The sequence below is a fragment of the Bacillus sp. ISL-55 genome (genome assembly GCF_018613155.1).
In the GTDB taxonomy this organism is placed as follows: Bacteria; Bacillota; Bacilli; order Bacillales; family Cytobacillaceae; genus Mesobacillus.
In genome coordinates this window covers 1-13631 of sequence record NZ_JAGGQU010000063.1, presented here as the reverse complement: position 1 = coordinate 13631, position 13631 = coordinate 1, and the positions used below count along the sequence as shown (strand labels likewise).

Annotated in this window: 17 protein-coding genes; 13 read left to right on the top strand and 4 right to left on the bottom strand. The window is 39.0% G+C overall.

The window, feature by feature from the left end; genetic code table 11:
* From J7E32_RS22305 to J7E32_RS22290, 4 genes are all read left to right on the top strand, one after another.
* A partial coding sequence (locus J7E32_RS22305; RefSeq protein WP_214911766.1) for a hypothetical protein occupies positions 1-206 on the top strand: 206 nt, incomplete at its 5' end.
* 76 nt (positions 207-282) lie between these two features.
* Positions 283-1068 carry an ABC transporter ATP-binding protein gene (locus tag J7E32_RS22300; RefSeq protein ID WP_214911765.1) on the top strand — a complete coding sequence of 262 codons (786 nt, stop codon included), beginning with the start codon at positions 283-285 and terminating at the stop codon, positions 1066-1068.
* Positions 1069-1094: 26 nt separating this feature from the next.
* Positions 1095-2063, top strand: coding sequence for an ABC transporter substrate-binding protein (locus J7E32_RS22295; RefSeq protein ID WP_214911764.1), 969 nt, complete (start codon positions 1095-1097; stop codon positions 2061-2063).
* Between the two features lie 5 nt (positions 2064-2068).
* Positions 2069-2830: an ABC transporter permease gene (locus tag J7E32_RS22290; protein ID WP_214911763.1), complete on the top strand. Its 762-nt coding sequence runs from the start codon at positions 2069-2071 to the stop codon at positions 2828-2830.
* Positions 2831-2875: 45 nt separating this feature from the next.
* Here the strand turns inward: J7E32_RS22290 and J7E32_RS22285 are convergent, their stop codons facing one another.
* The gene (locus tag J7E32_RS22285) at positions 2876-3328 is read right to left on the bottom strand and encodes a winged helix-turn-helix transcriptional regulator (RefSeq protein WP_214911762.1); all 453 of its coding nucleotides are present in this window, start codon (positions 3326-3328) and stop codon (positions 2876-2878) included.
* A gap of 149 nt (positions 3329-3477) precedes the next feature.
* Between J7E32_RS22285 and J7E32_RS22280 the strand changes: the two genes are divergently transcribed.
* The 4 genes from J7E32_RS22280 to J7E32_RS22265 all read left to right on the top strand — a co-directional run bounded on the left by J7E32_RS22280 (position 3478) and on the right by J7E32_RS22265 (position 8272).
* Entirely contained in the window at positions 3478-4005 is a 528-nt protein-coding gene (locus tag J7E32_RS22280) for a DUF4242 domain-containing protein (protein WP_214911761.1), read from the top strand.
* A gap of 62 nt (positions 4006-4067) precedes the next feature.
* The gene (locus tag J7E32_RS22275) at positions 4068-5102 is read left to right on the top strand and encodes an acyl-CoA dehydrogenase family protein (RefSeq protein ID WP_214911760.1); all 1035 of its coding nucleotides are present in this window, start codon (positions 4068-4070) and stop codon (positions 5100-5102) included.
* A 427-nt stretch (positions 5103-5529) separates the two neighbouring features.
* The gene (locus J7E32_RS22270; protein ID WP_214911759.1) at positions 5530-6183 is read left to right on the top strand and encodes a YczE/YyaS/YitT family protein; all 654 of its coding nucleotides are present in this window, start codon (positions 5530-5532) and stop codon (positions 6181-6183) included.
* 460 nt (positions 6184-6643) lie between these two features.
* The gene (locus J7E32_RS22265; protein WP_214911758.1) at positions 6644-8272 is read left to right on the top strand and encodes a multicopper oxidase family protein; all 1629 of its coding nucleotides are present in this window, start codon (positions 6644-6646) and stop codon (positions 8270-8272) included.
* A 285-nt stretch (positions 8273-8557) separates the two neighbouring features.
* Here J7E32_RS22265 and J7E32_RS22260 read toward each other — a convergent pair whose 3' ends face one another.
* Entirely contained in the window at positions 8558-9073 is a 516-nt protein-coding gene (locus J7E32_RS22260; RefSeq protein WP_214911757.1) for a CBO0543 family protein, read from the bottom strand.
* A 306-nt stretch (positions 9074-9379) separates the two neighbouring features.
* Between J7E32_RS22260 and J7E32_RS22255 the strand changes: the two genes are divergently transcribed.
* The 4 genes from J7E32_RS22255 (at position 9380) to J7E32_RS22240 (ending at position 12002) form a co-directional block, all read left to right on the top strand.
* A complete protein-coding gene (locus J7E32_RS22255) occupies positions 9380-9862 on the top strand; it encodes a DUF2975 domain-containing protein (RefSeq protein ID WP_214911756.1) in 483 nt (160 codons plus the stop codon).
* A 10-nt stretch (positions 9863-9872) separates the two neighbouring features.
* On the top strand, positions 9873-10088 hold the full coding sequence (locus tag J7E32_RS22250; RefSeq protein WP_214911755.1) for a helix-turn-helix domain-containing protein: 216 nt from the start codon (positions 9873-9875) through the stop codon (positions 10086-10088).
* A 52-nt stretch (positions 10089-10140) separates the two neighbouring features.
* Positions 10141-11388: a DUF4153 domain-containing protein gene (locus J7E32_RS22245; protein ID WP_214911754.1), complete on the top strand. Its 1248-nt coding sequence runs from the start codon at positions 10141-10143 to the stop codon at positions 11386-11388.
* A 179-nt stretch (positions 11389-11567) separates the two neighbouring features.
* Positions 11568-12002 carry an SRPBCC family protein gene (locus tag J7E32_RS22240; protein WP_214911753.1) on the top strand — a complete coding sequence of 145 codons (435 nt, stop codon included), beginning with the start codon at positions 11568-11570 and terminating at the stop codon, positions 12000-12002.
* 115 nt (positions 12003-12117) lie between these two features.
* Here J7E32_RS22240 and J7E32_RS23105 read toward each other — a convergent pair whose 3' ends face one another.
* On the bottom strand, positions 12118-12486 hold the full coding sequence (locus tag J7E32_RS23105) for a CBO0543 family protein (protein WP_353654096.1): 369 nt from the start codon (positions 12484-12486) through the stop codon (positions 12118-12120).
* 22 nt (positions 12487-12508) lie between these two features.
* Between J7E32_RS23105 and J7E32_RS22235 the strand changes: the two genes are divergently transcribed.
* Positions 12509-12724, top strand: a complete 216-nt coding sequence (locus J7E32_RS22235; protein ID WP_214911752.1) for a hypothetical protein — start codon at positions 12509-12511, stop codon at positions 12722-12724.
* 187 nt (positions 12725-12911) lie between these two features.
* Here J7E32_RS22235 and J7E32_RS22230 read toward each other — a convergent pair whose 3' ends face one another.
* Entirely contained in the window at positions 12912-13532 is a 621-nt protein-coding gene (locus tag J7E32_RS22230; protein WP_214911751.1) for a DUF2238 domain-containing protein, read from the bottom strand.
* Positions 13533-13631 lie beyond the last annotated feature (99 nt).

Below are 13631 nucleotides of genomic sequence, written 5' to 3'. Positions count from 1 at the left end.
TCCGCTTTAAGAACCGTCCCTCAGTCTCATTTTTTCAAAGGGAAATCTCCAATTCTAGGCTGCATCCGGAAAATTGTACGCTGTCGGACAAAGATGTCGATAGCTTTTTGTTGGTCAGGGGGGAAGGAGTTATAAGCATAGCTGCGCCAATGAAAAAATATTCTGCCATTATAAGTTGTAAAAATGAACAAAGTATAATAAAATAACCTAAAGTTAATTCATACTATTTTTATAGGAATAATATTAATATATGTAAAGGGATTGGAAGGTGGGTGTTAAAACGTGAGTCAGGATCCAATCATTAAAGTGAATCAAGTAAGTAAAAGCTTTCCTAACAACAATAAGAATATGAGGGTGTTGGACGATATCTCACTTGATATCAACCATGGAGAAACAATTTCTATTCTGGGTGAGAGTGGTTGTGGAAAAAGTACACTTTTAAACATTATCGGAGGCTTTGAAGAGGCAGATGCAGGGCAAGTCGTGTTAGAGGGAAAACCTGTAACCAAGCCAACTCGTAAATGTATCATGCTTTTCCAAAACTATGGTCTGCTCCCATGGAGATCTGCTGTGAAAAACGTCGAACTTGGCCTGGAGGGCTTGAACCTTAATGCGAAGGAGCGAAGGGAGCGCGCTTTACATTATTTAGCACTGGTAGGTTTAGACGATAAAGGTGAATTGTTCCCCCATGAGGTTTCAGGCGGGATGAAGCAAAGGATTGCGATTGCAAGGGCACTTGCACTTCAGCCTGAGATGATTCTCATGGATGAGCCGTTTGCTGCGCTGGACACCTTTAATCGCTATTATCTTCAAGATGAACTTCTTCGTATACAATCCCAGGAAAAAACGACGATTGCCCTTGTTACACATGATATCGATGAGGCCATTTACTTATCAGACCGCATTTTTATTATGCAAGCCAATCCAGGCAGGATTCACAAGGAAATAAAAATCCAATTGTCGAAACCTCGTGATCGAAGCCACAGTGATTTTCAGCATTACAGGAAGATGATCTTTGAAGAATTCCATTTTAACCGTGGAAACTCATCGATTGAGTATCATATTTAAAACATTTAAGGCAAAGGAGAATTTATATGAAAAAATCCATGAAAAAATTAGTCCTGCTTATGCTGGTTTCAGTGCTGGCCCTGTCGTTAGCTGCATGCGGGTCTGGCGGCGGTCAAGAATCAACAGGAGATGGCGAGAAAAAAACTGTTAAGATTGGCTATTTGCCAATTACACATGCTGTACCGCTTTATATTGAAAAGGAAATGCAAGAATACGAGAATTTTAATTTAGAATTGGTTAAATTTGGTTCTTGGCCTGAACTGATGGATGCATTGAATACAGGCAGAATTGACGGTGCTTCTGTTCTGGTTACGTTAGCGATGAAGGCAAAGGAACAAGGGATCGATTTAAGTGCCGTCGCATTGGGACATCGGGATGGAAATGTATTCGTCACGGCTAATGATATTAATAGTGCAGAAGATTTAAAAGGGAAAACATTTGCGATTCCGCATAAGTTTTCTACTCACAATATTCTGTTGTATCAAATGTTAAAGCAAAATGGACTCAAATATGAGGATGTAAAGGCAGTCGAAATGCCTCCTGCGGAAATGCCGGCAGCCTTGTCTGAAGGAAGGATTGCCGGTTATGTAGTGGCAGAACCGTTTGGAGCCATTTCAGTTGCGATTGAAAAAGGCAAGGTTCTTTATCAGGATCAGGATGTTTGGAAAGACTCAATAGACTGTACCTTGGTGTTACGAAATGATTTTATTAAAAAGGAAAATAAGGTTGCACAGGAATTTGTCAACCACTATGTCAAAGCTGGTGATTTGGCAGAGTTAAAGGATGAGCATACCCATGAGATGTCATCCAAATATATTAAGGTTGAAAAGAATGTGCTCGACCTTTCATTCCAATGGATTTCTTATGATGATTTAAAAATCAAGGAAACTGAGTTTGAGGAACTTAGGGAAAATCTCATCGAAATGGGATTAATGGAGAATCCTCCGACTTACAGTGAATTTGTAGACCATTCTTTAATAGATAAAGCGATGTGAGTAAAATGAAATTCAAGACTTTTCTTAATGCAGCCATAGGTTTTTCATTACTAGTGGCAGTATGGCAATTCATCATTGTGGTCGGCGATTACGATGCGGCCCTTTTTCCGCCTCCTCTCAAGGTGTGGGAAGGCATAATTTCCCTTGTTCGGGATGGAACTCTGTTTACTCATGTTCAGGTTAGTCTGTACCGTTTCCTTGCAGGGTATTTATCAGCAGTCCTGACTGCGGTCCTACTTGGCCTGATTCTTGGACGCCTCCCTTTACTATGGAATGTACTCGATCCGGTTGCCCAGATATTAAGGCCTGTTTCACCGATTGCCTGGTCACCTTTTATCGTCCTTTGGTTCGGAATAGGTGATATTCCGGCAATCGTCATTATCTTTATTGCTGCATTTTTCCCTGTGTTGCTGTCAACTGTTTCGGCTGTGCGAAAAGTTGATAAGAATTACTTGAAAGTAGCAGAAAACCTTGAAATTAAGGATTTCAAGCTATTGACGAAAATTATATTCCCTGCTGCTTTCCCATACATCGCCAATGGGCTTCATATTGCGGTAGGAACGGCCTGGGTATTTCTGGTGGCAGGAGAGATGGTTGGGGCACAATCAGGATTGGGGTATTTGATTATCGATGCTAGAAACTCAATGAGACTTGACCTTGTCATGGCGGGCATTGTGTTCATTGGAATTTCTGGTTTGCTCCTGGATAAAGCAGTTGGTGTATTCGAAGCATGGATTAATCGGCAATGGGGGATTGGAAAAAATTAATCAGAAAAGACAGAGGGCATGATCGCTCTCTGTCTCAATGATGTTTTATTTTAGTCCAGTTGTGTCTACTGTTTCAAGCTCGATTGCTTCTACTTCATCGACATTTCTTTTGCAGTGTGGACAATAGTAGGCTAATTCCACTTCATGCTTGCACTCTGAATGAATTAATTTCTTGTAGCATTTTTCTAGATTATTCCTGCCCCACATGATCATGGCATTAAAAACTCCTTCGAGTTCTTTGCCGCTTTCTGTAAGTCTATATTCATATCTTGGGGGATGCTCTGAATATAGTGAAGAGCTCACAAGACCCGACTGCTCCAAATGTTTTAACCGGTCTGACAGTATATTGGATGAAATACCATTTAGTTCTTTCTTTATTTCATTAAAAGTGGTTCTTCCTGCTAAGATTTCGTGTAATACCAGTAAGGTCCACCGATCTCCAATGATATTAAGGGTTTGAGCGATATTGCATGGTAAATCATATTTAGATTCTCTCATATATAAAACCTCCGAAGCTTGGTTATATAAATCATATCATAAAAATTTTCAAACAACTAAGTTGTTTTTTATTACTTGGTGTAATAAAATAATCTATAAGCAATACCAAGTAAACGGATTGGATATATATAATAAGGAGGAATGAAGGAATGGCAACTTTATATTTAGTGGAATCAATTTTTAACAGTGCAGTGAAAGATAAAGAGTCCTTTGAAAAAAAGGCCGGTGAGATCCGTGATGAGTTAGGTAAGCAGAATGCGACATTAATTGAGGTTCAAGTAGCAAAGGATTTATCCAGAGCTTTCTTTATTCTTGAGGCGGAAGAACGAAATGTCATTAATGAAGCTTTAAGAGCGTTAGGTGTTCCTGTCACTTTAATTAAGCCTGTCCGTCTGGTTGGAAGAGATCTAGAGGAAGTTAAGAAACAGGCTGACAAAGTTAATTACCTTGTTGAATGGAACCTTCCAGAAAATCTAACAATGGATGCCTACCTTGAAAGAAAATCCAAGAATTCCGTTCACTACTCTGAAGTTCCTGAAGTAACATTCTCAAGGACTTATGTATGTGAAGATATGACAAAATGCCTTTGCTTCTATGATTCTCCAGATGAGTCTACAGTCAAGAAGGCACGCGAAGCTGTTAAAGCGCCAATTGATACAATTACTGAATTATCATAAGTATGGAACCTCCTTCGCTGGAGGTTTTCTTTTTAAAAAGGGAGAGGGAAGCATTGAAAGATATGAAGAGTCTGGAGGTATTGATCCAGGAACAGCTTAAGCCATTCGTGCGGAAAATTGATGCTGAAGCCTACTATGCGGAGGAATTTCTAAAAAGCATTGGCAAAGCGGGACTCCTGAATTCCAAAGCCGGAGTGGACTATTCAACAGAAGTCCGTGTGGTAGAAGAAGTATCTAAAGTCTGCATGACAACTGCTTTTAACCTTTGGTGCCACCTTGCGTCATTAACTTATATCCGCAATAGTGATAATAGCTATTTGAAGGAAGAAATTTTACCGCAGCTGGAAAGCGGCCAGGTTCTTGGCGGGACTGGGCTTTCCAATCCAATGAAGTATTATGCCGGGCTGGAAGCTTTGCATTTAAAAGCGGCGAAGACGAATAAAGGATATACTGTGAATGGTCAATTGCCTTCTGTCTCGAATCTGGGAAAAGACCATTGGTTCGGCATCATTGCTGAGGTTAGCCCTGATCAAAGAATGATGGCGGTGGTTCCTTGCAATGCAGAAGGGCTTATATTGAAGGCAAAGCTTGAGTATTTGGGCGTAAACGGCAGTGCCACTTACTCATGTGCATTTGATGAAGTGACGATTCCTGAGAAATGGATCGTTTCGCATGATGTCGATTCATTCATTGTTAAAATAAGGCCGGCATTTGTCCTTTATCAAATACCGCTTGGTTTGGGTGTAACGGAGGCATCCATTCGTTCCATCCGTCAGGTTTGCAATAAGCAGGGAGGCTGCAATGATTTCCTTCCCATTCAGCCAGCTGAACTAGAGAAAGAATTAGAACAAACCCGTACGGAAGTGTATAAACTCGCTGACGGACAAGAGCTCTTGCAGCAATGGAAACACCTTCTTCAATTACGGCTGCGCACTGCTTATCTGACTGCAAAAGCTGCTCATGGCAGTATGCTTCATCAAGGAGGAGCAGGTTATCTGAAGTACAGTGCCCCATCAAGAAGATTAAGAGAATCCTATTTTCTTTTGAATCTGACTCCTACCGTTAAGCATCTCGAAAAAATGCTCCAATCTAAATAGGGACGGTTGACAGGCGCAGGGAATGTACCTGTGCTTATTTTTTGTAAGAGAAAGGAAGGGTTTGGATGTCTCTTAAATAGCTCATGTAATTTTACAAGTAATTAGTACTTATAATAGATATAGTAAAGGCTGAGCAATTAATCTAGGTCATTTTTTTGCACATAGATATTAGGGTGATGGCTTAGCTTGACCAAGAGCTGCTGCAAGTTTCATTTCCATTCCAATAATCTTGCTTGTTAGAATCACATTGGCATGCAAGAGAGAATAATGTACTCATTTTTTCATATTAAGCTGGTTCACTATTGTACTATGCTGCCACTCGTACTTTAATCTCGTTTTCTAACTTATATGAATTTTTGCTTTAAATGCTTTCCGTGTTGGTTTAAACTAATTTCATTAACCAAGTTGAAAGAAATGAAGTGATAAAATGAAACTTAAAATACAAGTTCCCTTTTTTATAGTCGGACTTATTCTTTTTAGTTACGGTATAGCTGTGGCAATCAAGGTTAAGTACTTAGGGGTCCACCCGTGGGATGTATTAAATATTGCACTTTATGATAAGTTTGGTTTAACAATCGGAACATGGAATGTGATTTTCGGTATCATGTTAGTTCTTGTAACGCTTTTGATTGATCGTACTTACGTTAATATTGGTACCTTTTTTAATGCACTGATGGTTGGCCCAATGGTTGACTTCTTTCTCTGGCTGAATGTTTTGCCCCAGGCTTCCACGCTCGGGTTTGATGTTTTGGTATTGCTGCTTGGTATTATGATCATGGGGATCGGAGGAGGTATGTATAATGCTGCTCGAATCGGATCGGGTCCAAGAGACGGATTCATGCTGGCGATTTCGGTTAAGCTCGGGTATTCAATCAGCAGAGTGCGAATAATTGTTGAGAGTATTGTGCTGGTGGTTGCCCTATTGATGGGCGGACCGGTGTTTATTTTCACCTTTATTTATACATTTATCCAGAGTCCTATTTTCCAGGCTGCCTATAAGGTGTGTACACGATGGATTGAAAAGTTATCTACTAAACAAAAAATGATTTTTATGCCGTCTGATCGAAGAAAAGTCCAGTGAAATTCAAGTTGGCGATTGTTTTGAATTTGTTAGGCGCCGAAACTTAATTTAATAAAATTTCTTAAAGGGGTGCCTATGATTTAGGCACTTCTTTTTTCAATAGAGGGATATTCCTATTCTATTAGTTTGATTGTTTTTGATGATACCTGATCTCGGAATTAGGAATTGCGTCCAAACATTACTGAGACAGCTAAAACCTCCCACTGTCGCGCGAAACAGCCATTGATAAAAATCTGTTTTATTCCTTAGACGATATATTTCCATGCAAGTATTTATTTCCTCCAAATTTTCTCTCCTGTATGTGTGGAGGTTTTACTCCTCTACTATTCTCAGAGTGGAATGATATTAACACATTTTACAGTTTTACGAATAATGGCCGACACCAGCTTGTCTTATTTACATTTACTAATATAGAAGCATGCTTCAATTGAAGAAAACTACTAAAAGGAAGGTGAGTGTTATGAATGAGAATTTAGGAAACTCTGAAACAAATAATTGTCCTGAGTATGCAGCCAATGTACCAGTGAAACTTCCAGGTACAATAGAGAAGTTTGTTGATGAGCTTCCAATTCCACCGGTGCTGACTCCTTTGTCTCAAGGAGAGGATTCTGCTTATTATGAGATTGAGATGAAGTGCGGAAGCCATAAGTTTCATCGGGATTTAAATGAGACGATTATCTATGGATTTAATGGCATCTATCCTGGTCCTACAATTGAGACTAGGAGAGGAGAGACTCTTCATGTTAAATGGATCAATCATTTGCCGTTGGACCACTTTTTGCCGGTAGATCCAACTTTACATGATTCAATGCCTCTAAAGCCAGAGGTGCGTACTGTCGTGCATCTTCATGGCGCCAATGTAGCACCTGACAGCGATGGTCATCCTCAGGCCTGGTTTTCACGCAACTACGGGTATGTTGGTAAAAAGTTTAGCAGAGAAGTATATTTATATCCAAATGACCAGCAGGCAACCACGCTTTGGTACCATGACCATGCAATAGGAGTAACAAGGCTTAATGTATATGCAGGTTTGGCGGGCTTCTATCTTATTCACGATTCTAAGGAAGAAAAACTGGATCTTCCGACAGGGAAATATGATATACCGCTGATGATACAGGATAAAACCTTTAGAGAAGATGGTTCACTTTTTTACCCGCCTGCTCCCATCGTTCGTGCCTTTATTGGGAACACCATGGTTGTGAATGGAAAGGTATGGCCATATCTTAACGTTGAGCCAAGAAAGTACCGCTTCAGAATGTTAAATACGTCAAATACAAACGGTTTTGATTTCTTGCTTTTGGACGAAAATATGAACCAGCACCCGTTCTGGCAAATTGGCACTGATGGCGGATTGATTGAAAGAACCCAGCGAATTGAAAAATTTCCGCTGGATCCTGCTGAACGATTAGATGTGATCATCGATTTTTCGAAATTAGCAGGCAGGACGATTACTCTACGAACAGAAGAATTGAATCTTCAAGGGGAAATAGAACCGTTTAAAAGAGATGTTATGCAGTTTAGAGTAGGGCTTGAATGTGAAGGTGAGGATGAAAGTGAAATACCAAGAAAGCTAAGCAATTTGAAACAATTAAACCCTAGAAGGGGCCGTTTAAAAACAAGAAGATTTGTTATGACACAGGATGGAAACAGGTTAACGATCAATCACCTTGGATTTATGGATGCTGCCACAGAAAAGCCGGAAATAGATAGTGTAGAAATCTGGGAACTTGCAAGCCCGACGTTCAATCCTAATAGTCCTCTTGGCATTCCGCCAAACATTACTCATCCGATTCATTTGCATCTTGTTCAATTCCAGATACTGAATCGCCAGGATTTTGATGTGAACAATTTTAATGAAGAGGAATGGATTAACTCTGGTGAAGGGATCATACTTGGCGAAAAACATGATCCACATCCAAGTGAAAACGGATGGAAGGATACCGTAAGAGTTGAACCAGGTAAAGTTACGAGGATCATTGTCCCTTTTAGAAACTACACGGGAGAATATGTATGGCACTGCCACATTCTTGAGCATGAAGATAACGACATGATGCGGCCATTGATCATTACTGAAAAGGATTGTGATTAATGAGGGAAGCATAAGAACGGTTCAGTGTCTCTTAAGGTAAAAAGTTAAGTTGTCAAACAGGCTTGGGGTTGAGTCAGGCATTTGGCAATTATAAGTCGGTAAGTAGCATGCTTCCAGAGTTTGATTAAGTACCCAGAACTCTAAAAAAGAACGAACTAGCATTTTCCTGCAGCTCGTATTATTTTCTTCTCCTCAGTTTTTCTAAGTACAGGGCCATCCCTATGTATATGCTTGAGAGTAAAACTATAAATAATGGAGTGGATAGTGAATCCATCGCTTCACCTTCTATTTCAATTCATGTAACGCTGGGTGAAAAATCAATAGGAGAACCGCGATAATGGGTGCTGACACCAGGAATGCTAGTAATGCATTCTTATAATGGATTTTAATGATGGTAAAAGTGATGAGGTTAAATAATAATGACCACCAGCCGTTCCAGCCATTTTCATAAAAAAACAGACCTTTTGCTTCAAAGAGAAATTCTATGACAGAGAAATAGGCTACCCAAATTATAAAATATAAAAATCCTCTTAGCTTGCCTTTTGGAAAATATTCAAGGTAAAGCATCAATACGACAGGGACAATGAAAAATGTGAAGGCAATCTCGATCAGTGTGTGATTTAACCATGGGACGGTAACGGCTTTGTACTTCCATAAAGTATGCTGGTAAAACAGGAAGTTATACAATAAATTACATATGATATAGAACTGGATCGTAGGGTAGTATTCTTTCCACTTTTCCCACTTAACGAACTTTTTGGCAAAAAAAATATAAACAACAATGACGAATAATAAATACATGTCCATGAACCTCTTCTGGCTTTTACTAGAATTCTCTCCAAAAAGCATCGTTCTTAGACTTGATGGGAGATACATCATGGGTCTGGGGTTCAATAGCTGTGGGCGGAACATGGGGTTAATCCTTACCAATCGGATGTGTGAGCTATAGTTTTAACAGTATGAAATAATCGAGCATTTCTCTAGATGGGGAATGCTTTTTATTATGTTGGTTTATAATAAAAAAGTTATTTAATTTAATAAATATTTATTGTAATTCAATAAATTGTGTATTAAAATCAAAATCAGAAAATATAAGCGAGGTGCTTTATGGAAAAGGTTACAACGTTGTTTTTAAAAATGGCGGTTATTCTTTTAGGAGTTCCTGTTCTCGGTCTGTGCATCTTTTTGGTGCCTGAGCTGGCCAATCTTTCATCAGAATTACTTCCGGAGTTTCCATTAATAAAATATTTCGTTTTCATCATTTTTGATGGATCGGCAATACCTTATTACTTTGCTTTGTATCAGGCTTTCAAACTCTTACGCTATATTGATAAAAATATTTCTTTCTCTGATTTATCTGTAAAGGCTCTAAAGAAAATCAAATTCTCGGCAGTCACGATTAGTGTTTTGCATGTGCTCGTTTTGCCGCTCTTCTATATCTTTGCGGAAATAGACGATGCCCCGGGAGTGATCTTTGTCGGATTGGCTGTCCCGTTTGCTTCGATGGTTATCGCAGTCTTTGCTGCTGTTCTTCAAAAACTTTTACAAGAAGCAATTGAAATTAAATCAGAAAATGATTTAACGGTGTGAGGTGTAAACAATGGCAATAGTAATTAATATCGACGTAATGATTGCAAAAAGGAAGATGAGCGTAACAGAGCTGTCCGAGAAGGTTGGGATCACAATGGCGAACCTATCTATATTGAAAAATGGAAAGGCAAAAGCCATTCGGTTATCCACTTTAGAGGCAATATGTAAGGCTTTGGATTGTCAGCCGGGAGATATTTTGGAATACAAAAGTGATGAAGACGTTTAAACAATGCGGAGGAAACTTGCTATACAGGTAGGTTATTAGGGGAGGGAAAACGATGGACATGAACAATTTGATCATTGAGAACATGGCTGATCCTCATGAGCTGGAGAGAATGTATAGAAAAGATCCTAAAGCCTTCAAAAAGTCATTCTCTCAGGCATGGGAACAAAATCCTGATTCTCATATTCTTCGTGTTTGGTATGAAAGATTGCATTTCAGGGAGAAGGCAAATACAGATAAACCGCTCTTTCTTCAAAAAGGTTTCTTCATAATGGGCTTGCTGGCCATTTTGGCCGGGATCAGCACCAGGATCATTTTCTATTTTGTGGAACAGGAAGCAATTGCTCCAATTAACCTGGCTTTTGGGATAATCCCCTTTATTGCTGCCTATTTTGTTTACAATAACACACCCAAAAAAAGGATTATTTATTCCCTTGCAGCGATGTTCCTAATATCCGGGATTTATCTTAATACGCTTCCGTTAGATTATAAAGACAGTATCATACTTGTTTATTTGCACTTCCCCGTATTTTTATGGGTATTGGCAGGGCTTGCATTTACAGGAAATGAATACTCTAAAGGAAGTACAAGATTAGCCTATATTAAATTTAATTTGGAATTTGGCATTCTCTATACAAGCATGGCAGTTAGCGGGATGGTTCTAGCGGCGCTGACCATGCAGTTATTTAGCTTTATTGGCCTGAATATAGAGGACTTCTATTTTAGTAATGTCGTTTTATTCGGTGCTGCTGCTCTTGCTATTGTGGCTATATACCTGGTATCAATGAATCTTATGCTTGCTAAGAATATTACTCCATATATAGCCAAGATTTTTAGCCCGCTTGTCCTGATCACATTGTTAGTCTATCTGATAACGGTTATATGGGTCGGGAAAAATCCATTCATCGATAGGAATTTCTTGATAGTCTTTAATGGAATACTCCTTGGTATACTGGCCATTACCATATTTTCCATTACCGAAAGTGAATCAGACGAGAAAAAGAACATTTCTCATTATATAAATTTCGCCTTAATTGCTCTTGCACTCATCATTGACAGTGTGGCGTTGTCAGCCATTGTGTTCAGACTTTCAACTTTTGGGATTACGCCTAATAGAGTAGCTGTCTTAGGAGTAAACATACTGATTTGGGCCAATCTGATTTGGATCATGCTCTCCTATATGCGTTATCTGCAAAACAAATCCGGACCTTCAGATATCCAAAATGCTATCACTAAGTATTTGCCGGTCTTCGGACTTTGGGCAGCTTTCGTTATATTCTTTTTTCCTGCCATTTTCAAATAGAAAGGCAAATGTATTGAAAGGTAATCCCTCACATGAAACTTTAGAACTGATACTATGCAGCTTCAGGGATCCTTCAGGAAAATTGGGAACAGGACCACAGAAAAGGTTGGGAATATCTCCTCGGAACTTTACTGAAAAATTACGTTGAAAATAATTAATTATCGCAGGAGGAACCAACAATGGTAGATGTTTTAACAGAAATCAATATCAACCGGCCGATTGCCCAAGTTTCAGAGTATGCAATGAACCCGGATCATGCACCTGAGTGGTATGTGAATATACATTCAGCAGAGTGGAAGACGCCCAAACCAATCACGATTGGTTCACAAATTGCTTTTAAAGCAAAGTTCCTCGGGCGTGAACTTGCTTATATTTATGAAATCATCGAATATGATCCTGGAAAAAAGCTTGTCATGAGAACAGCTCAAGGACCATTCCCAATGGAGACGACCTACACTTTTCAATCAATAGGTGAGGATGTCACAAAAATGACCTTAAGGAACGCAGGCCAGCCCACAGGATTCTCCAAGGTGTTCTCACCTTTTATGGCAACTATGATGGAAAAAGCAAACATGAAAGATTTGAAGAAAATCAAGAATATCCTTGAAGGGTAAAATAATGGAGCATGGGAGCAAGGGGGCGTACCTTTTGCTCCCTTTTTGCGGTTGATTTCTGGAAGCAAAAGGACCGTCCCTCTGCTTCTCATCCATTAGGAAGAGAAAAAAAGTCCTACTCACTTTTGGTGTCTGGAGTATAGCTGATTTTTTTATCTAAGAAACGAATAAGCTTAGTGGTTCTATTGACTAGGATAAAAGTAAACGAAAGGACTGCGAATGTAATATAGCTGTTCCAGCCTTTGTGATACTCGACTAAATTCGTATTCTTTTCTAGCCAGCTCTCCATCGAGGTCATTGGCCCACTGAAGAGAAACACGCTTAAAACCGTTTTTCCTGTCTGCATTTGATAAGTAAATTGGTTGTACATAACACATGATAAAGGAAACAGTATGTAAAGAAACACTATATTGGAGTCGAAAAACTTAGGGAAATAACGGTGCGGATATTTTACATATTTTCTTTTGATGATAGGCCCATCGATGAGTGTGGAGACTAATGTTTTAATGAAAAAAATGAGAAACCAGTCTTTTGTATCACCTTTTCTTCGCGTTAAAAAAAATAAACTACCGCAAATACCAGCTAAAGTAAATATGTTTAATAATGTCCGGTCCTTCAAAGAATACACCCCTTTCAAAAAGACACCGATGATAAAAATATTATTAGGAGAAGGAACATGTGTTATGCAAAAAATAATAAAACAGCCTGAACAAGTAGAGTGATCCCTGTCAGGCTTGGTCACCATTTATAGGGGGACGGGAAAAGCTCCAGTGTGATATGCAATTTTGTGTGAATCAGTACCGTCCCTTTGTTGCATCTTTTTTCCAAATTAATCTTGTTTGCTGGAGGGGAGCAAGGGGACGTACCTTTTGCTCCCTTTTTGTGGTTGATTTTTGGGGTACCAACCCATTATGTGGATTTTTCTAACTCTTTATAAAGGATCTTTATGAGAAAAAGTGAAAGAATGGAACCTACTAGTAAAAGTGCCATATCCCACTGGGCGTCCCATATGTCTTCTTGCATACCTAAAAAATCTTTTGTGGCCTTCCCTTCTTTCCCTATTTTTGTACTTGCCCACTCAATGATTTCGTAGAAAGCCCCGATTGCTAGTGTTATACAAAGAGCAATAAAATTTGTCGTTTTACTTTTCAATAAAGCTGTTTTCCTTAATAAAATCTCGATTATAACTATGACCATAGCCCCCTTAAGAAAATGACCGAACCGATCATAGTGGTTTCTTTGCAAATCAAAATAATCTTTAATCCATGAAAAAAGAGGAACTTTCGAATAAGAATAATGCCCTCCTATAAACGTTAAAATGACAAGAATGGTAATGATGACATACGAAATATTGGTAAGGAGAAACTGATTGTATTTTGAGACCAATACTATTAAAACTACTACTGAAGGTAAAATCTCCATCGCCAAAACCAGATAACCTTCCTCAGGTTTGATCAGGGACCAAATAACAACAAGCATAACAACAAATAGCAAGAAAAAATGTATAGAACTCCCTTTTTTACGTGACATTCAAATCACTCCATCTGAAAACAAGATGTAATTAGTATTTGCTAAACATTTAAATAGTATAGAAAGAAGGGTAGACAAGGGGACGGTTCTTAAAGCGGA